The organism is Enterobacter sp. BIDMC93, assembly GCF_001037805.1.
Classification (GTDB): domain Bacteria; phylum Pseudomonadota; class Gammaproteobacteria; order Enterobacterales; family Enterobacteriaceae; genus Enterobacter; species Enterobacter hormaechei_C.
Genome location: NZ_KQ089962.1, coordinates 224,852 through 243,274, shown reverse-complemented (window position 1 = coordinate 243,274; position 18,423 = coordinate 224,852). Strand labels below are relative to the sequence as shown.

Annotated in this window: 14 protein-coding genes and 4 tRNA genes; 14 read left to right on the top strand and 4 right to left on the bottom strand. The window is 56.4% G+C overall.

Features of this window, described 5'->3' with window-relative positions; all coding sequences use genetic code 11:
- Nucleotides 1-19: 19 nt before the first annotated feature.
- The 13 genes from wecB (at nt 20) to SK58_RS01055 (ending at nt 10,782) form a co-directional block, all read left to right on the top strand.
- On the top strand, nt 20-1,150 hold the full coding sequence (wecB, locus tag SK58_RS01115) for a non-hydrolyzing UDP-N-acetylglucosamine 2-epimerase (protein ID WP_006812390.1): 1,131 nt from the start codon (nt 20-22) through the stop codon (nt 1,148-1,150).
- A complete protein-coding gene (wecC, locus tag SK58_RS01110; protein WP_048219231.1) occupies nt 1,147-2,409 on the top strand; it encodes a UDP-N-acetyl-D-mannosamine dehydrogenase in 1,263 nt (420 codons plus the stop codon). Before wecB ends, wecC begins: the two co-directional genes overlap by 4 nt.
- Nucleotides 2,406-3,083 carry a dTDP-4-amino-4,6-dideoxy-D-galactose acyltransferase gene (rffC, locus tag SK58_RS01105; RefSeq protein ID WP_032646798.1) on the top strand — a complete coding sequence of 226 codons (678 nt, stop codon included), beginning with the start codon at nt 2,406-2,408 and terminating at the stop codon, nt 3,081-3,083. The genes wecC and rffC overlap by 4 nt, the downstream gene beginning before the upstream one ends.
- Nucleotides 3,084-3,087: 4 nt before the next feature.
- On the top strand, nt 3,088-4,218 hold the full coding sequence (rffA, locus tag SK58_RS01100; protein WP_047718499.1) for a dTDP-4-amino-4,6-dideoxygalactose transaminase: 1,131 nt from the start codon (nt 3,088-3,090) through the stop codon (nt 4,216-4,218).
- Between the two features lies 1 nt (nt 4,219).
- The gene (gene wzxE / locus SK58_RS01095) at nt 4,220-5,470 is read left to right on the top strand and encodes a lipid III flippase WzxE (protein ID WP_017383597.1); all 1,251 of its coding nucleotides are present in this window, start codon (nt 4,220-4,222) and stop codon (nt 5,468-5,470) included.
- On the top strand, nt 5,467-6,546 hold the full coding sequence (locus SK58_RS01090) for a TDP-N-acetylfucosamine:lipid II N-acetylfucosaminyltransferase (protein WP_017383596.1): 1,080 nt from the start codon (nt 5,467-5,469) through the stop codon (nt 6,544-6,546). The genes wzxE and SK58_RS01090 overlap by 4 nt, the downstream gene beginning before the upstream one ends.
- The gene (gene wzyE / locus SK58_RS01085) at nt 6,543-7,895 is read left to right on the top strand and encodes an ECA oligosaccharide polymerase (RefSeq protein ID WP_017693948.1); all 1,353 of its coding nucleotides are present in this window, start codon (nt 6,543-6,545) and stop codon (nt 7,893-7,895) included. The genes SK58_RS01090 and wzyE overlap by 4 nt, the downstream gene beginning before the upstream one ends.
- A gap of 12 nt (nt 7,896-7,907) precedes the next feature.
- Nucleotides 7,908-8,648, top strand: a complete 741-nt coding sequence (wecG, locus tag SK58_RS01080) for a lipopolysaccharide N-acetylmannosaminouronosyltransferase (RefSeq protein ID WP_048219226.1) — start codon at nt 7,908-7,910, stop codon at nt 8,646-8,648.
- Nucleotides 8,649-8,845: 197 nt separating this feature from the next.
- Nucleotides 8,846-10,231, top strand: a complete 1,386-nt coding sequence (locus SK58_RS01075; RefSeq protein WP_017383594.1) for a bifunctional threonine/serine APC transporter ThrP — start codon at nt 8,846-8,848, stop codon at nt 10,229-10,231.
- Between the two features lie 102 nt (nt 10,232-10,333).
- Nucleotides 10,334-10,410: transfer RNA gene (locus SK58_RS01070), tRNA-Arg, on the top strand.
- Nucleotides 10,411-10,477: 67 nt separating this feature from the next.
- Nucleotides 10,478-10,553, top strand: a tRNA-His gene (locus SK58_RS01065).
- Between the two features lie 21 nt (nt 10,554-10,574).
- A tRNA-Leu gene (locus tag SK58_RS01060) sits at nt 10,575-10,661 on the top strand.
- A gap of 44 nt (nt 10,662-10,705) precedes the next feature.
- Nucleotides 10,706-10,782 (top strand) — tRNA-Pro (locus tag SK58_RS01055).
- Between the two features lie 537 nt (nt 10,783-11,319).
- Here the strand turns inward: SK58_RS01055 and hemY are convergent.
- Genes hemY through hemC form a run of 4 tightly spaced genes read right to left on the bottom strand, consistent with a single transcriptional unit; the run spans nt 11,320 to nt 15,414 of the window.
- Nucleotides 11,320-12,519, bottom strand: coding sequence for a protoheme IX biogenesis protein HemY (gene hemY / locus SK58_RS01050; RefSeq protein ID WP_026080629.1), 1,200 nt, complete (start codon nt 12,517-12,519; stop codon nt 11,320-11,322).
- A gap of 2 nt (nt 12,520-12,521) precedes the next feature.
- On the bottom strand, nt 12,522-13,715 hold the full coding sequence (hemX, locus tag SK58_RS01045; RefSeq protein WP_015570012.1) for a uroporphyrinogen-III C-methyltransferase: 1,194 nt from the start codon (nt 13,713-13,715) through the stop codon (nt 12,522-12,524).
- 20 nt (nt 13,716-13,735) lie between these two features.
- Nucleotides 13,736-14,476 (bottom strand): uroporphyrinogen-III synthase, encoded by a 741-nt coding sequence (hemD, locus tag SK58_RS01040; RefSeq protein ID WP_032620662.1) that lies wholly within the window; start codon nt 14,474-14,476, stop codon nt 13,736-13,738.
- Nucleotides 14,473-15,414, bottom strand: coding sequence for a hydroxymethylbilane synthase (gene hemC / locus SK58_RS01035; RefSeq protein ID WP_017383592.1), 942 nt, complete (start codon nt 15,412-15,414; stop codon nt 14,473-14,475). The genes hemD and hemC overlap by 4 nt, the downstream gene beginning before the upstream one ends.
- Before the next feature lie 350 nt (nt 15,415-15,764).
- Here hemC and cyaA point away from each other — a divergent pair, with 350 nt between their 5' ends.
- Nucleotides 15,765-18,308 (top strand): class I adenylate cyclase, encoded by a 2,544-nt coding sequence (gene cyaA, locus SK58_RS01030; protein ID WP_017383591.1) that lies wholly within the window; start codon nt 15,765-15,767, stop codon nt 18,306-18,308.
- The last annotated feature ends 115 nt before the right edge of the window (nt 18,309-18,423 follow it).

Sequence of the window (18,423 nt, the reverse complement as noted above, 5' to 3'; positions counted from 1 at the left end):
CTAATCGAAGAGAATCGATGTGAAAGTACTAACCGTATTTGGCACCAGGCCGGAGGCCATCAAGATGGCGCCTCTGGTTCATGCGCTGGCCAGAGATCCTGATATTGAAGCGAAAGTGTGCGTGACTGCCCAGCACCGTGAGATGCTCGATCAGGTCTTAACCCTCTTTTCTATCGTCCCGGATTACGATCTCAATATAATGAAACCGGGACAGGGACTGACGGAAATCACCTGCCGTATTCTGCAAGAATTAAAGCCTATTCTGGAGTCGTTCAAGCCGGATGTGGTGCTGGTGCACGGCGACACCACCACCACCGTGGCGACCAGCCTGGCCGCGTTCTATCAGCGTATCCCCGTTGGTCATATTGAAGCGGGTCTGCGTACCGGCAATCTCTATTCCCCGTGGCCGGAAGAGGCCAACCGTACGCTCACCGGTCACCTGGCGATGTACCATTTTGCGCCAACCGAGAACTCACGCCAAAACCTGCTGCGCGAAAATATCAGCGACAGCAAGATCTTTGTCACCGGCAATACGGTCATTGATGCGCTGATTTGGGTGCGTGACCGCGTGCTGGCTAACAGCGAGCTTCAGGCAGAACTTGCTGCGCGCTATCCGTTCCTGAACAACGGCAAGAAAACGATTCTGGTGACGGGCCACCGCCGCGAAAGCTTTGGCCGTGGCTTTGAGCAAATTTGCCACGCGCTGGCTGAAATCGCCGCGCAGAACGAGGATGTGCAGATTGTCTATCCGGTGCACCTCAACCCGAACGTCAGCGAACCGGTCAACCGTATCCTGGGCCACGTGGAAAACGTGCTCCTGATCGAGCCGCAGGACTATTTGCCATTTGTCTGGCTGATGAACCACGCCTGGCTGATCCTGACCGATTCTGGCGGCATTCAGGAAGAGGCGCCCTCCCTCGGTAAGCCGGTACTGGTGATGCGTGAAACCACCGAACGCCCGGAAGCGGTTACTGCCGGTACCGTGCGTCTGGTGGGAACGGATCCGCGTCGTATTGTCGAAGAGGTCACGCGCTTACTGCATGACGATGAAGAGTATCAGGCGATGAGCCGGGCCCACAATCCGTACGGTGACGGGCAGGCTTGTGGTCGTATTTTGCACGCACTTAAACACAATCGGGTAACACTATGAGTTTTTCTACCATCTCTGTTGTTGGTCTTGGCTATATCGGGCTGCCTACTGCGGCGGCCTTTGCCTCTCGTCAAAAGCAGGTCGTTGGCGTAGATATCAACGCGCACGCGGTGGAAACCATCAACCGTGGCGAAATTCATATCGTGGAGCCCGATCTCGATCGTGTGGTGAAAAAGGCGGTGGACGGTGGCTTCCTGCGCGCCAGCACCACGCCGGTAGAAGCCGATGCGTACCTGATTGCGGTTCCAACGCCCTTTAAAGGCGATCATGAGCCTGACATGGTTTACGTCGAGGCGGCGGCAAAATCCATTGCGCCTGTGCTGAAGAAAGGGGCGCTGGTTATTCTTGAGTCCACTTCACCTGTTGGGGCTACCGAGCAGATGGCGCAGTGGCTGGCCGAGGCGCGTCCCGATCTCAGCTTCCCGCAGCAGGCGGGCGACGAGGCCGATATCAATATCGCCTACTGTCCTGAGCGCGTACTGCCCGGCCAGGTGATGGTGGAACTGATTAAAAATGACCGCGTGATTGGCGGCATGACGCCAGTCTGCTCCGCGCGCGCCAGCGAGCTGTATAAAATTTTCCTTGAAGGCGAATGTGTGGTGACCAACTGCCGCACCGCCGAGATGTGCAAACTGACCGAAAACAGCTTCCGCGACGTTAATATCGCGTTTGCGAATGAACTGTCGTTGATTTGCGCCGATCAGGGGATTAACGTCTGGGAACTTATTCGCCTTGCCAACCGTCACCCCCGCGTGAACATCCTTCAGCCGGGGCCGGGCGTGGGTGGGCACTGCATCGCGGTCGATCCGTGGTTTATCGTGGCGCAGAACCCGGAACAGGCACGCCTGATTCGCACCGCACGCGAAGTAAACGACCACAAACCGCACTGGGTCATCAACCAGGTCAAAGCCACGGTCGCGGATTGCCTGACCGACAGCGGCAAACGCGCCAGTGAGCTGAAAATTGCCTGCTTTGGTCTGGCATTCAAACCGAATATTGACGATCTGCGCGAAAGCCCGGCGATGGAAATTGCCGAAATGATCGCTGCCTGGCACAGCGGTGAAACGCTGGTGGTTGAGCCGAATATTCATGCGCTGCCGGCAAAACTTGCCGGTCACTGCACCCTTACCGCCCTGGATGACGCGCTGGCGACGGCGGATGTGCTGGTGCTGCTGGTGGATCACAATGCGTTCAAAGCGGTTTCCGGTGATGCCGTACGTCAGCAGTATGTTGTTGATACCAAAGGAGTGTGGCGTTGAGTATCCTCAACGGCGTGCTGGAGTCCCTTGAGTGGGAAAGCGCATTCTTTGCGCGTCCCTCAGCGATAGTGCGTCTGCGCGACAATGCCCCTGCGTTGCAGGAAGCAGACTTCAGCGCCTGGCAGCGCGTACAGGCTAAGATCCCGGCGGACCGCGCCGATCTGCTGGACGCCCTCCAGCAGCACGGATTCCGGCTGGTCGAGGGTGAGGTTGATCTCTCTGTTACCGTGGCTCTCCACGCCTCACCGGGCGCGGAAATTGCAACGGAGCAGGATATCCCCGCGCTGCGCAAGATGGCGGCGCTGGCCTTCGCTCAGAGCCGTTTCCGGGCGCCCTGGTATGCGCCCGATGACAGCGGCCGCTTTTATGCCCAGTGGATAGAGAATGCGGTCAAAGGCACGTTTGACCACGTCTGTCTGGTGTTCCGTACTGCCGGGGGGCAGATTCAGGGTTTTGTTTCGCTTCGCAGGCTCAACGAGCACGAGGCGCGCATCGGATTGTTAGCCGGGCGCGGCATGGGCGAGAAACTCATGCAGGCGGCGCTGCACTGGGCGGAGCAACAACAGGTATCGACGCTGCGGGTCGCAACCCAGATGGGCAACACCGCTGCGCTTAAACGTTATATTGCGAGTGGTGCCAGCATCGACGCCACCGCCTACTGGTTATACAGGTGACAAGATGATTCCATTTAACGCGCCTCCCGTTGTGGGCACTGAACTTGATTACATGCAGTCTGCTATGGGCAGCGGCAAGCTCTGTGGTGACGGCGGTTTTACCCGCCGCTGCCAGCAGTGGATGGAGCAACGTTTTCACAGTGCCAAGGTACTGCTGACGCCGTCCTGTACCGCATCGCTTGAGATGGCGGCGCTGTTGCTGGATATCCAGCCCGGCGATGAAGTGATCATGCCGAGCTACACCTTCGTCTCCACGGCGAACGCGTTTGTCCTGCGCGGGGCGAAAATCGTGTTTGTGGATATCCGTCCGGATACTATGAACATCGACGAAACGCTGATTGAAGCGGCGGTCACCGATAAAACGCGGGCGATTGTGCCGGTGCATTACGCAGGCGTGGCCTGTGAGATGGACTCCATCATGGCCATCGCTAAAAAGCACAACCTGTTTGTGGTGGAAGACGCCGCGCAGGGCGTGATGTCCACCTACAAAGGGCGCGCGCTGGGCACCATTGGTCATATCGGCTGCTTTAGCTTCCACGAAACCAAAAACTACACCGCAGGCGGCGAAGGCGGCGCGACGCTGATTAACGATCGTGCCCTGGTGGAGCGTGCGGAAGTGATCCGTGAAAAAGGGACCAACCGCAGCCAGTTCTTCCGCGGTCAGGTGGATAAGTACACCTGGCGCGATATCGGCTCAAGCTACCTGATGGCGGATTTGCAGGCCGCGTATCTCTGGGCGCAGCTGGAAGCGGCAGAGCGAATCAATCTGCAACGCCTCTCCCTGTGGCAAACCTACTACGACGCGCTGGAGCCGCTGGCAAAAGCCGGACGTATTGAACTGCCGACTATTCCGGCAGACTGCATCCACAACGCTCACATGTTCTACATCAAGCTGCGCGATAACGACGATCGCAGCAAGCTGATTGCCTGGCTGAAAGAGGCGGAAATTATGGCGGTATTCCACTATATTCCGCTGCACTCCAGCCCGGCTGGCGAAGCCTTCGGGATGTTTGCCGGTGAAGACCGCTACACCACCAAAGAGAGCGAACGTCTGCTCCGCCTGCCCCTGTTCTACAACCTCGCGCCGGTGAACCAGCGTACGGTGATCAATTCGCTTCTGAGTTATTTCGCCTGATATGTCTCTGGCAAAAGCGTCGGTGTGGACGGCAGCGTCCACGCTTGTAAAAATTGGCGCCGGGTTACTGGTCGTCAAGCTGCTGGCCGTCTCATTTGGTCCGTCAGGCGTTGGGCTGGCAGGGAATTTCCGCCAGCTGGTCACGGTGCTTGGCGTGCTGGCGGGTGCCGGGATATTCAATGGCGTCACCAAATACGTCGCGCAGCATCATGACGATGCCGAAAAGCTCCGCACGGTGGTGGGCACCTCCTCTGCTATGGTGCTGGGCTTCTCTACGTTGCTGGCCGTCGTCTTTTTGCTGGCGGCGGCACCCATCAGCCAGGGACTGTTCGGACACACACACTATCAGGGGCTGGTGCGCCTGGTGGCGCTCGTTCAGATGGGGATCGCCTGGGCAAACCTGCTGCTGGCGCTGATGAAAGGCTTCCGTGATGCCGCCGGGAATGCGCTGGCGCTGATCCTCGGCAGCATCATCGGCGTTATCGCCTACTACTTTTGCTATCGGCTGGGCGGCTATGAAGGCGCGCTGCTGGGGCTGGCGCTGGTGCCTGCGCTCGTTGTCATTCCGGCAGCGTTTATGCTGATGCGCAGAGGTAATGTCCCGCTGAATTACCTGAAACCGCAGTGGGACAAGATGCTGGCGGGGCAGCTAGGAAAGTTTACCCTGATGGCGCTCATCACTTCGGTAACGCTTCCCGTTGCCTACGTGATGATGCGAAACCTGCTGGCAGCGCATTACAGCTGGGATGAAGTGGGGATCTGGCAGGGCGTGAGCAGCATTTCAGATGCTTACCTCCAATTTATTACGGCTTCCTTTAGCGTCTATTTACTGCCAACCTTATCGCGCCTGACTTCCAGGCAGGATATTACCCGCGAGATTTTTCGCTCCCTGCGTTTTGTATTGCCGGCGGTTGCGATCGCCAGCTTTACCGTCTGGTTACTGCGTGATTTCGCCATCTGGCTGCTGTTTTCGGCGAAGTTTACCGCCATGCGCGATCTGTTTGCCTGGCAACTGGTCGGCGATGTGCTGAAAGTGGGGGCATACGTTTTCGGCTATCTGGTGATTGCGAAGGCTTCGCTGCGGTTGTATATCCTGGCAGAGATCGGCCAGTTTGCGCTGCTGACGGCATTTTCTCACTGGCTGATCCCCACCCACGGTGCGCTGGGGGCGGCTCAGGCCTATATGGCAACTTATATCGTTTATTTCGCTGCCTGTTGCGGCGTATTTTTACTTTGGCGTAAACGCGCATGACTGCACTGATACACATACTGGGATCGGATATCCCGCATCATAACCAGACCGTTCTGCGGTTCTTCAACGATGAACTGGCATCCGGCACGCCCGATGCGCGCGAGTTTATGGTCGTTGGACGCGATAACGGCCTGAGCGCGGCGTGTCCGGCATTGCACATCACCTTCTGGCCAGACAAAGCGGCCCTGACCAAAGCCGTTGTCGCGAAAGCCAAAGCGGACCGAAGCCAGCGTTTCTTCTTCCACGGACAATTCAATACCGGGCTGTGGCTGGCGCTGTTAAGCGGCGGGATAAAACCTTCCCAGTTCAGCTGGCATATCTGGGGAGCGGATCTCTACGAAGTCTCCCACGGCTGGAAGTTCCGTCTTTTCTATCCGCTGCGTCGTCTGGCGCAGGCGCGCGTGGGCTGCGTTTTTGCTACCCGTGGCGACCTCAACTATTTTGCTAAACAGCACCCGAAGGTTCGCGGGGAACTGCTCTATTTTCCGACCCGTATGGATCCGGCACTGAATACCATGGCGAATGACGCGGTTCGTGAGGGTAAACTGACTATCCTGGTGGGAAATTCCGGCGATCGCAGTAACGAGCATGTCGCGGCGCTGCGGGCGGTGCATCAGCAGTTTGGCGATACGGTGAACGTGGTGGTGCCGATGGGCTATCCCGCCAATAACGACGCCTACATCGATGAAGTTCGCCAGCAGGGGCTTGCGCTGTTTAGCGCGGAAAATCTGCACATTCTCAGCGATAAGCTGGAATTTGATGACTATCTCGCGCTGCTGCGAAAATGCGATCTGGGCTATTTCATCTTTGCCCGTCAGCAGGGGATTGGTACGCTGTGTCTGCTGATTCAGGCGGGCGTACCGTGCGTGCTCAACCGCGAAAACCCGTTCTGGCAGGACATGGCCGAACAGCATATTCCGGTGCTGTTTACCTCTGACACGCTTAATGTCGAGGTGGTACGGGAAGCGCAGCGTCAGCTCACGCTGGTGGATAAAAATAGCATCGACTTTTTCAGCCCGAACTATCTCACGCCGTGGCACCGCGCGCTGCGTATTGCTTCAGGAGACAACGCATGAGCCAGTTGCAATTTAGCGGCTTGCTGGTGGTCTGGCTGCTGAGCACGCTGTTTATCGCCACGCTCACCTGGTTTGAGTTCCGGCGCGTACGTTTTAACTTCAACGTATTCTTCTCGCTGCTGTTTTTGCTGACCTTTTTCTTTGGCTTCCCGCTGACCAGCATCCTCGTGTTCCGCTTTGATGTTGGCGTCGCTCCGCCGGAAATCTTGTTGCAGGCGCTGCTCTCTGCGACCTGCTTCTACGCGGTGTATTACGTCACCTATAAAACGCGGCTGCGCGCGGCGAAAGACACCACACCCCGTCGTCCGCTGTTTACCATGAACCGGGTAGAAACCCATCTGACGTGGGTTATGCTGATGACCATCGCCCTCGTCAGCGTGGCGATTTTCTTCATGCATAACGGCTTTTTACTGTTTAAGTTGCAGTCCTATAGCCAGATTTTCTCCGCCGAAGTCTCCGGCGTCGCGCTCAAGCGTTTCTTCTATTTCTTCATTCCGGCGATGCTGGTGGTCTTTTTCCTGCGTCAGGACAGTAAAGCCTGGCTGTTCTTCCTGGTCAGCACCGTCGCATTTGGCATTCTGACCTACATGATCGTCGGCGGCACCCGCGCCAACATCATTATCGCCTTCGCGATTTTCCTGTTTATCGGCATTATTCGCGGCTGGATCTCGCTGTGGATGCTGGCGGCGGCAGGCGTCTTTGGCATTGTGGGGATGTTCTGGCTGGCGCTGAAGCGCTACGGACTGAACGTGGCGGGCGACGAAGCGTTTTATACCTTCCTGTATCTGACGCGCGACACCTTCTCGCCGTGGGAAAACCTGGCTTTACTGCTGCAAAACTACGACAAAATCGAATTCCAGGGGCTGGCGCCGATTGTTCGCGATTTCTATGTCTTTATACCGACGTGGCTGTGGCCTGACCGTCCCGGTATTGTCCTGAACACGGCGAACTACTTTACCTGGGAAGTGCTGAACAACCATTCGGGCCTGGCGATTTCCCCAACCCTGATTGGCTCGCTGGTAGTGATGGGCGGAACGTGGTTTATCCTGCCGGGCGCGATCGCGGTCGGGCTGATAATAAAATGGTTCGACTGGCTATATACGCTGGGTAATGAAGAGACCAACCGCTACAAAGCCGCTGTTTTGCACAGTTTCTGTTTCGGTGCCATTTTCAATATGATCGTTCTGGCGCGCGAGGGGCTGGATTCGTTCGTCTCACGCGTGGTGTTTTTTATGGTCGTTTTCGGTCTCTGTCTGCTGCTGGCAAAACTGCTGTACTGGTTGTTTGACAGTGCAGGGCTTGTGCACAGACGTGAGCCACAGGGCAGCACAACGCTGTCGCAAGTCTGAGTAGGGATTATCATGACGGATACAACTTCAGCCCCGCGTTATGCGCTGCGTGGGCTACAGCTTATTGGCTGGCGTGACATGCAACACGCGCTGGATTTCCTGTTCGCGGACGGGCAGATGAAATCGGGCACGCTGGTGGCCATCAACGCAGAAAAGATGCTGGCGGTTGAAGATAATGCGGAAGTGAAAAGCCTGATTGAAGCCGCGGAGTTTAAATACGCGGACGGTATTAGCGTGGTGCGTTCAATTCGTAAAAAGTTTCCTGACGCTAATGTGTCTCGCGTGGCGGGTGCTGACCTTTGGGAGCGACTTATGGAACGCGCAGGCGCTGAAGGCACGCCGGTATTTTTGATTGGCGGCAAACCAGAGGTGCTGGCGCAGACCGAACAAAAGCTGCGTAGCCAGTGGAATGTTAACATCGTGGGCAGCCAGGATGGCTATTTCAGGCCGGAAGATCGCCAGGCGTTATATGAGCGCGTGCGCGACAGCGGGGCGAAAATTGTCACTGTCGCCATGGGGTCGCCGCGGCAGGAAATTCTGATGCGCGATTGCCGTCTGGTCAGCCCGGATGTGCTCTATATGGGCGTTGGCGGCACCTACGACGTCTTTACCGGCCACGTTAAGCGGGCGCCCAAAGTCTGGCAAAACCTGGGGCTGGAGTGGCTCTACCGCCTGCTCTCTCAACCGACGCGTATCAAACGACAGATTCGTCTGCTGCGCTACCTCGCCTGGCACTACACCGGGAAAATGTAATCAATATGCAGCGCGATCTGCTGTTCGCGCTGCAACCCCCCCTGTAAAACTGCTGGATTTCTGTACAATGCATTCATTTTTTTAATGCATTGTTTGCCATTTGCCAGAATTTAAGAAACCATTCGCTCCGTATTTCAGTACCCCTCAAAACAATACCCGGCAATAAGTCGGGAAACAGCAAACACAACCGAGGATTTATGGCAGAGAAAAAACCGGAGCTTCAGCGTGGGCTGGAAGCTCGACATATTGAATTGATCGCGCTGGGCGGGACTATCGGCGTTGGCCTGTTTATGGGCTCGGCAAGCACGCTGAAATGGGCGGGGCCTTCCGTCCTGCTGGCGTATATTATTGCCGGGCTGTTCGTCTTCTTCATCATGCGCTCAATGGGCGAAATGTTGTTTCTGGAGCCGGTAACGGGCTCTTTCGCCGTTTACGCCCACCGTTATATGAGCCCGTTCTTTGGCTATCTCACGGCCTGGTCGTACTGGTTTATGTGGATGGCCGTCGGGATTTCGGAGATCACCGCCATCGGGGTCTACGTGCAGTTCTGGTTCCCGGAGATGGCCCAGTGGATACCCGCGCTCATCGCCGTAGGGCTTGTGGCGCTGGCGAACCTTGCCGCCGTTCGCCTTTACGGTGAAATCGAGTTCTGGTTTGCGATGATCAAAGTCACCACCATTATCGTGATGATTGTTGTGGGTCTGGGTGTCATCTTCTTTGGTTTCGGTAACGGCGGGCACGCGATTGGTTTCGGTAACCTGACCGGACACGGCGGCTTCTTTGCCGGCGGCTGGAAAGGCTTCCTGACCGCACTCTGTATCGTTGTCGCCTCTTATCAGGGCGTTGAGCTGATCGGCATTACCGCAGGTGAGGCGAAAAACCCGCAGGTCACGCTGCGTAGCGCGGTAGGCAAGGTGCTGTGGCGTATCCTGATTTTCTATGTGGGCGCGATCTTCGTTATCGTGACCATTTTCCCATGGAACGAGATCGGCACCACCGGCAGCCCGTTTGTCTTAACCTTCGCTAAGATTGGCATCACGGCGGCGGCCGCCATTATCAACTTTGTGGTGCTGACGGCGGCGCTCTCCGGCTGTAACAGCGGGATGTACAGCTGCGGGCGTATGCTTTACGCGCTCTCGCAAAACAAACAGCTGCCGGCGGTGATGGGTAAAGTCTCCCGCGTGGGTGTACCGGTGGCGGGCGTAGCGGTGTCGATTGTGATTCTGCTGATTGGCTCTTGCCTGAACTACATCATCCCGAATCCGCAGCGCGTGTTTGTTTATGTCTATAGCGCCAGCGTGCTGCCGGGAATGGTACCGTGGTTTGTCATTTTGATTAGCCAGCTGCGTTTCCGACAGGCGCACAAAAAAGCGATCGCCAGCCATCCGTTCCGCTCCATTCTGTTCCCGTATGCGAACTATTTGACGATGGCGTTCCTGATTTGCGTATTAATTGGAATGTACTTTAATGAAGATACCCGCATGTCGCTGTTTGTCGGGATGATCTTCCTGGCTGCCGTCACAGCTGCATATAAACTTTTTGGCCTAGGCCGCAGTGGCTCCGCCCATAAAGTGGAGGAATAAGCGGCAAAATGTGCAAACCATAACCAAACGCGCATTTTTTTCAAAAAAGCACTAGACAGCGGGGACGGAGGTACGTAATATCCAGCCCCGCAACGGCGCTAAGCGCCCGTAGCTCAGCTGGATAGAGCGCTGCCCTCCGGAGGCAGAGGTCTCAGGTTCGAATCCTGTCGGGCGCGCCATTTTAGTCCCGGCGCTAGAGCTGCGGTGGTCTGAGAAGTAGTCAGAACCGCGTGAAAGAATACAGTGGTGGCTATAGCTCAGTTGGTAGAGCCCTGGATTGTGATTCCAGTTGTCGTGGGTTCGAATCCCATTAGCCACCCCATTATTGAAAGAGTTGTGAATTGCGAAGGTGGCGGAATTGGTAGACGCGCTAGCTTCAGGTGTTAGTGTTCTTACGGACGTGGGGGTTCAAGTCCCCCCCCTCGCACCACGACTTTTAATGAGTTGAACTAAAAATTCAAAAAAGCAGTACATCGGCGAGTAGCGCAGCTTGGTAGCGCAACTGGTTTGGGACCAGTGGGTCGGAGGTTCGAATCCTCTCTCGCCGACCAATTTTGAACCCCGCTTCGGCGGGGTTTTTTGTTTTCTGCGTTTTTTATCCTGTAGCCTTTCCCCGACAACACTCTATATCCTTGTCGCGATTCAACGACATATAACCCGTTAATATTAAAGAATTTATTATTTTACTTCTTAACCTGTCTCCTGGTGACGACATATCGCCGCCTTCAGCGCGATGTTGTATGGCTTCAGGCGGTTCTTAACAGCATAATTTCCTTTTATCTTAAAATGTTGCGCGATGTAAAAGTTCTGCGTGTAAACCTGGCACATTACATGCAATAATATGCGTGTAGATGCTCATTCCATCTCTTATGTTCGCCTTAAGGCCTCATAAACTCAGGAATGACGCAGAGCCGTTTACGGTGCTTATCGTCCACTGACAGATGTCGCTTCGGCCTCATCAGACACCATGGACACAACGTTGAGTGAAGCACCAAATATGTTGTCTTACAGACCTGTTTTAACGCCTGCTTTTATAGCAGGCGTTTTTTTATGGGCGTAAAAAAGGAGGCCATCTGGCCTCCTGTTAATTACTGCTGCGTTCCGTTATTTTGCAACGTCAATAACAGCCCATCACGGCGCATAGCTGCGGCCTCTTCCGGCTTATGCTGCTTGTCCAGCGAATCAGCAAGCCAGGCGTAATCAAATGCGTCCGGACGTTGCTTCAGCGCGGCGCGGAAGGCGAGGCTCGCCTCCTGCCACTCGCCGTGTTTCATCAGAGACTGGCCCAGCGTACTCCACAGCAGCGGACGATCGCCCACGGTTTTGATCTGCTGGCGCAGTGCTTTTTCAATTTGTTCCGGATTGTTGGTTTTCAGACGCGGGATGACCATCACCAGGCGGTCATCATACTGTCGCTTGAGACCGTCGAGGAGGATCTCCTGCGCGGTGTCATGGTCGTCACACTCAATCAGATGTTCTGCCATCGCCACCTGAAGAGGAACCTGCTGGCGCGTTTTGCGGCTCTGGTTTTTCCACCAGGTTTTCAGGCCGTCGCTGCCGAGATCGGCGCGCGCCTGATCCATCAGGCCAATCCAGGCCAGACGCTGAAGTTCATCACGATGTTCATCATCGCCCACGTCGGCTTTCGCCATGGAAGGGATAATGTCCAGCAGCGAGCCCCAGGCACCGGTCCGAATATATGCCTGCTCAGCCAGACGCAGCACTTCCGGGTGACGAGGGGTAATTTCCAGCAGACGGTCAACGCCGTGACGGGCGGCATGGTTTTCATTGCGCGCCAGTTGCAGACGAACGCGGGTGATCTCAACCGGAATCGGATCTTTAGTAGAGAGCTCAGACGCGCGTTCAAGATGCTGATTGGCGCGGGCCTCATCGCCTCGCTGTTGCGCCGCCTCAGCGGCCAGCAGATAGTTAACAACCGGCTGTTCTGCATGGTCGGCATTTTTCGACATCAGCTTTTCAACCTGCTGATAGTCGCCTTCGGCCAGCTTCAGCAACGCTTGCTCGGTCTGCTTGCGGGCGCGACGGCGCTTACGGCCAACGAACCAGCCGCGCGTATGTACGCCGGTACGGAAAATACGACGCAGGAGCCACTCCACTGCCAGCAGAACGACCACACCCAGGATCAGAATAATTACCAGCCCTGTTACGCTGGTTTCGATATTGTAGTTATCGGTCTGGATCAATACATAACCCTGGTGACCCGCGAGCATCGGCCCCAGTACAATCCCGGCGATCAGCAGGATGAAGAGTAAGAAGACTTTTAGCATCATTACTCTCCTTGCGGCGCGCTTTCAGGCGCTGGCGCGGCGGCAGGTGCTTCAGCCGGACGCTCTGCCGGAACGCCCGGCTGGGCCAGCAGGTTACGCACGCGCGTCTGCATGAGCTTCTCCAGAATCGGCTGGCTTTCCAGCTTGTCCGGCACGTTCATGGTGATGTTTTGCTGGCTCAGCTTGTCGATATCCTCAAGGAACGCGGTCGTGGTTGCGTCATTGGTATCGTAGTAAGCACGTACCCAGGTTGAAACGTTATCCAGCGCCTGTTTGTAGGTCTCTTCCTGGTGACGCGGTACGGCCTGGGCAGCCACCAGCAGGCGGGAGCGGATGTTTTCACGCAGATAGACGTCCTGGTTCGGCGCCAGCAGCGGCACGGCAGTTTCATCACGGCGGCGAATGGTAATAAAGCTGTCCATAAAGTTCTGCCAGCTCTTTTGCAGGTTGATACGCCATTCGCTCAGGGAGCTGGACAGCTCGGTGCCGTCAGAATCCATCGGGGAGTCATCGTCGTTGTTATCGGCCAGCTGAAGGTTATCAATCTGGTTGGAGAGCTGATTTACCTTAAGGATGATACCATCGTAATCGACCTGAGAAACCGCGGACAGGCTGGCGATATCTTCCGTAATAGCGCGGCGAGCGTTGATGAGGCTCGGATCGTTCATGTCCGCCAGGCTTGCGTCGGCGCTTTTCAGCAGCGCGGCGGCGGTGGTGACATCCTGATCGCTCCAGAGCTTGCGCCCGGCCAGTTTCACCAGAAAATCGGCCTGTGAAAGTAGCCAGGTTTTGGCATCGGTTCCCGAAATTGTGGCGACTTTTTCCTGCACTTCGCTCAGCTGTTTGGTCAACTCTTCACGTTTGCTGTTCGCGTCGGCGAGGGCGGCAGCCTGCTGTTTGATCACACCTTCCAGCTCAGCTTTTTGCGTCTCCTGCGCTTTCTGTAGGGCAGTGATTTGGTTAACCAGCGCGTCGCTGGTGGCCGTCTGGTTGGTGCCTTGTTTCTTCACCAGTCCGTAGAGTCCCACGCCTGCGGCCAGCGCAATCGCGATGGCAATCACGCTCAGCGTGAGGCTGGTTTTGTTGCTGCCGTTTTTCTTCTCAACGGTTGTGTCTGTCGTCTCTGGCTGTGACGTGGTGTCCACAGTCTCCCTGGTCTCTTCAACCACGGCGGAGGATTTTTCGTGTTCCGTCATTATGGCTTCCCATTTGAGAGTTATTGTAATGCGCGCAGCAGCGCATCGTTGTCGGCGTTTTCAGCGATCCGAATATCCTGCCAGCCCAGTTCCCGGGCGTGGTTCGCCAGACGCTCACTGACGACCAGAAGCCGACAGCGGAGTAACCAGTTTTCGCGATACCAAAGCGGAATCAGCGACCAAAGCTGTTGTAACATTTCACCGCTGGTGACCACCAGCGTATTAATACCGCGGGCGTGCCAGCGCATTGCTTCTTCCGCGCCATCATAGTGTTTCGCACAGCGCTGATAGCACTCCACAAACGTCACGTCTGCGCCGCGTTCGCGCAGCGTTTCGCCCAGCAGTTCGCGGCCACCGTTGCCGCGCAAAATGAGCGCGCGCTTTCCGGCAATGGTTTGTAATTCAGGTAATTGTAGCAAGACTTCGCTGATTTCCCGATCTAACGGGTAACGAACATCGATTCCGCTCGCGGTATGTAAGGCCAGCGCCGTGGTGCGCCCGATGGCGAAATAGCGGGGGGCGTGAGGCCAGCAAACGGCATGCTGTTGCAGCTGCGCATGGGCAAACTCCACGGCATGCTGCGACAGCGCAAAGAGCAGATCGCCTTCCTGCAAGAGACGCATCTGGTCAGCGAGCTCAGGCAGCTCGCGACCGGGGGAGAACTCAATCAGCGGAAAACTCCAGGCCACCTGCCCCAGTGCGCGCAGACGGCTCACTAACTGCTCTCCTGCGGGAGAAGGGCGGGTGACAAGTATGCTCATGCAGGGGGCTCTCCGTTATAGACCTCAGCCAGAATTTCACGCGCGCCGTTATTCAGCAGCTCTTCCGCCAGCGATACGCCAAGCGCCTCGGCATCTTGCGGCTTGCCGCGACGTTCACCGCGAACCATCTGTGAGCCGTCCGGCGCGCCAACCAGCGCACGCAACCACAGCTCACCGTCAGTTAATTCAGCATAGCTGCCAATTGGCACCTGACAGCCTCCTTCGAGGCGAGTATTCATCGCGCGCTCGGCTTTTACGCGAACTGCGGTATCGTCATGATTCAGCGGCGCGAGCAGTGCCTGAGTGCGCGCATCAACCAGACGACACTCAATGCCGACGGCACCCTGGCCGACGGCGGGCAGCGACAGCTCCGGCGGCAACGCGACGCGAATGCGTTCTTCCAGCCCCAGGCGTTTCAGGCCCGCAACCGCAAGAATAATGGCATCGTAGTCGCCGTTATCCAGCTTGCCAAGGCGTGTGCCGACGTTCCCGCGCAGCGAACGGATCACCAGATCCGGGCGACGTTCAGCCAGCTGACACTGGCGGCGTAAACTTGACGTGCCGACCACGCTGCCTGCCGGCAACGCATCGAGCGAGTCATAGCGATTAGAGACAAACGCATCGCGCGGATCCTCGCGCTCGCAGATGGTCACCAGCCCCAGCCCTTCCGGGAACTCAACGGGCACATCCTTCATCGAATGCACGGCGATATCGGCGCGGTTCTCAAGCAATGCCAGCTCCAGCTCTTTGACAAACAGACCCTTTCCGCCCACTTTGGCCAGCGGCGTATCCAGAATGACATCGCCACGCGTGACCATTGGCACCAGCTCAACGCGTAATCCGGTGTGGCAGGCTTCCAGGCGCTGCTTAACATAATGTGCCTGCCAGAGTGCAAGAGGACTTTGGCGTGTGGCAATTCTCAAAACATTGTCTAACATGCTTGTTACCGTCATTATCAATCGCTAACCATCCTAACATTGTTGACACTCGGATGGCAGTTTTACGGTTGATGAAGAGTGAGAGGGACAGGGCGGCGTACTCGTCAGCCATCGCCGTATTCAGGAATTTACACGTCAAGAACGGTGCTACACTTGTATGTAGCGCATCTTTCTTTACGGTCAACCGGCAAGGTGTTAAATTGATCACGTTTTAGACCATTTTTTCGTCTGTACCACCAGAAAAGCAAAAGGCGAAAAAAGGGTAACGGTTATTTTTTGAAATACTGCGGGTCCGCTGCTTTTTGTGTTCTGACTGGCGTGCGACACCCGGAAACATCAGGCGATACGTCTTGTACCTCTATATTGAGACTCTGAAACAGAGACTGGATGCCATCAATCAATTGCGTGTGGATCGCGCGCTTGCTGCCATGGGCCCTGCTTTCCAGCAGGTATACAGTCTACTGCCAACATTGTTGCACTATCACCATCCGCTGATGCCGGGTTACCTTGATGGTAACGTTCCCCAGGGCATTTGCCTCTTCACGCCTGATGAAACCCAACAGCATTACCTGACTGAACTTGAACTCTACCGTGGTATGCCGCCGCAGGATTCGCCGAAAGGCGAGCTGCCGATTACCGGGGTTTACTCCATGGGCAGCACGTCATCGGTTGGGCAAAGTTGCTCTTCTGACCTGGATATCTGGGTCTGCCATCAGTCCTGGCTCGACAATGAAGAGCGCCAGCTGTTGCAGCGTAAATGCAGCCTGCTGGAGAGCTGGGCGGCGTCGCTCGGCGTGGAAGTGAGCTTCTTCCTGATTGATGAAAATCGTTTCCGCCATAACGAAAGCGGCAGTCTGGGTGGTGAAGACTGCGGCTCGACTCAGCACATCCTGTTGCTGGATGAGTTTTACCGTACTGCCGTTCGCCTGGCCGGGAAACGTATTCTGTGGAATATGGTGCCGTGCGATGAAGAAGAGAATTATGACGACTACGTCATGTCGCTTTACTCGCAGGGCGTTCTGACGCCAAACGAGTGGCTGGATCTGGGCGGCCTGAGCTCCCTGTCCGCCGAAGAGTACTTTGGCGCAAGCCTCTGGCAGCTTTATAAGAGCATTGATTCACCGTACAAAGCGGTGCTGAAAACCCTGCTGCTGGAAGCCTACTCCTGGGAATACCCCACGCCGCGCCTGCTGGCGAAAGATATTAAACAGCGTCTGCACGACGGGGAGATCGTCTCCTACGGGCTTGATGCCTACTGCATGATGCTGGAACGCGTCACCGAATACCTGACAGCCATTGAGGACGCCACGCGTCTTGACCTGGTGCGTCGATGTTTCTATCTCAAAGTCTGTGAAAAACTGAGCCGCGAACGCGCCTGCGTGGGCTGGCGTCGTGAAGTCGTCAGCCAGTTAGTCAAAGAGTGGGGATGGGACGAAGAGCGTCTCGCCATGCTCGACAACCGCGCCAACTGGAAGATCGATCAGGTGCGTGAGGCGCACAACGAACTGCTTGATGCGATGATGCAGAGCTACCGCAACCTGATCCGCTTTGCCCGCCGTAACAACCTTAGCGTTTCTGCCAGCCCACAGGATATCGGGGTGCTGACCCGCAAACTGTACGCCGCGTTTGAAGCGTTGCCGGGCAAGGTAACGCTGGTTAACCCACAGATTTCGCCTGACCTGTCTGAACCGAATCTGACCTTTATCTACGTACCGCCGGGCCGCGCGAACCGCACCGGGTGGTATCTGTACAACCGTGCGCCAAGCATGGATTCGATCATCAGCCATCAGCCGCTGGAGTATAACCGCTACCTGAACAAGCTGGTGGCCTGGGCCTGGTTTAACGGCCTTCTCACTTCACGTACCCGGTTGTTTATCAAAGGCAACGAGGTGGTCGATTTAGCCAAGTTGCAGGAGATGGTGGCGGATGTCTCGCACCACTTCCCGCTGCGTCTGCCTGCGCCGACGCCAAAAGCGCTCTACAGCCCGTGTGAGATTCGCCATCTGGCGATCATCGTCAACCTGGAATACGACCCGACGGCGGCCTTCCGCAATCAGGTGGTTCACTTTGACTTCCGCAAGCTGGACGTCTTTAGCTTTGGCGAGCAGCAAAACTGCCTGGTGGGCAGCGTGGATCTGCTGTACCGCAACTCGTGGAACGAAGTGCGTACCCTGCACTTTAACGGCGAGCAGGCGATGATCGAGGCGCTGAAAACGATCCTCGGCAAGATGCACCAGGACGCCGCGCCGCCGGACAGCGTGGAGGTGTTCTGCTACAGCCAGCACCTGCGCGGCCTGATTCGTACCCGCGTTCAGCAGCTGGTGTCTGAGTGCATCGAACTGCGTCTCTCCAGCACCCGACAGGAAACCGGGCGCTTTAAAGCCTTGCGCGTCTCCGGCCAGACCTGGGGGCTGTTCTTTGAGCGCCTGAACGTGTCGGTGCAGAAGCTGGAAAACGCCATTGAATTCTACGGCGCGATTTCACACAACAAACTGCATGGCCTGTCGGTCCAGGTGGAAACCAATCACGTTAAGCTGCCGCAGGTGGTGGATGGCTTTGCGAGTGAAGGGATTATTCAGTTCTTCTTCGAAGAGTCGGGCGATAACGCCGGGTTTAACATCTACATTCTGGATGAAACCAACCGTGCCGAGGTGTATCACCACTGCGAAGGCAGCAAAGAGGAGCTGGTGCGCGACGTCAGCCGCTTCTATTCGTCCTCGCACGATCGCTTTACCTACGGCTCAAGCTTTATCAACTTCAACCTGCCGCAGTTCTACCAGATTGTGAATGTGGATGGGCGAGCGCAGGTGATCCCGTTCCGTACGCAGGCGATTACCCCGGCGGCGCCCGCTAACCAGGAAACTGCGCCGCTGTTGCAGCAGTATTTTTCCTGAGGCTTTTCGCCGGGTGGCGCTATCGCTTACCCGGCCTACGGTCCGAGCCGCTGTTGCCGGGTGGCGCTAACGCTTATCCGGCCTACGGTTTGAGCCGCTGTTGCCGGGTGGCGCT

Excerpts from the sequence above, each read along its gene's own strand:
- wecC (WP_048219231.1), top strand. The coding sequence starts at position 1,147 with ATGAGTTTTTCTACCATCTCTGTTGTTGGTCTTGGCTATATCGGGCTG.
- rffA (WP_047718499.1), top strand. The coding sequence starts at position 3,088 with ATGATTCCATTTAACGCGCCTCCCGTTGTGGGCACTGAACTTGATTAC.
- wzxE (WP_017383597.1), top strand. The coding sequence starts at position 4,220 with ATGTCTCTGGCAAAAGCGTCGGTGTGGACGGCAGCGTCCACGCTTGTA.
- SK58_RS01090 (WP_017383596.1), top strand. The coding sequence starts at position 5,467 with ATGACTGCACTGATACACATACTGGGATCGGATATCCCGCATCATAAC.
- wzyE (WP_017693948.1), top strand. The coding sequence starts at position 6,543 with ATGAGCCAGTTGCAATTTAGCGGCTTGCTGGTGGTCTGGCTGCTGAGC.
- wecG (WP_048219226.1), top strand. The coding sequence starts at position 7,908 with ATGACGGATACAACTTCAGCCCCGCGTTATGCGCTGCGTGGGCTACAG.
- SK58_RS01075 (WP_017383594.1), top strand. The coding sequence starts at position 8,846 with ATGGCAGAGAAAAAACCGGAGCTTCAGCGTGGGCTGGAAGCTCGACAT.
- hemY (WP_026080629.1), bottom strand. The coding sequence starts at position 12,519 with ATGCTAAAAGTCTTCTTACTCTTCATCCTGCTGATCGCCGGGATTGTA.
- hemX (WP_015570012.1), bottom strand. The coding sequence starts at position 13,715 with ATGACGGAACACGAAAAATCCTCCGCCGTGGTTGAAGAGACCAGGGAG.
- hemD (WP_032620662.1), bottom strand. The coding sequence starts at position 14,476 with ATGAGCATACTTGTCACCCGCCCTTCTCCCGCAGGAGAGCAGTTAGTG.
- hemC (WP_017383592.1), bottom strand. The coding sequence starts at position 15,414 with ATGTTAGACAATGTTTTGAGAATTGCCACACGCCAAAGTCCTCTTGCA.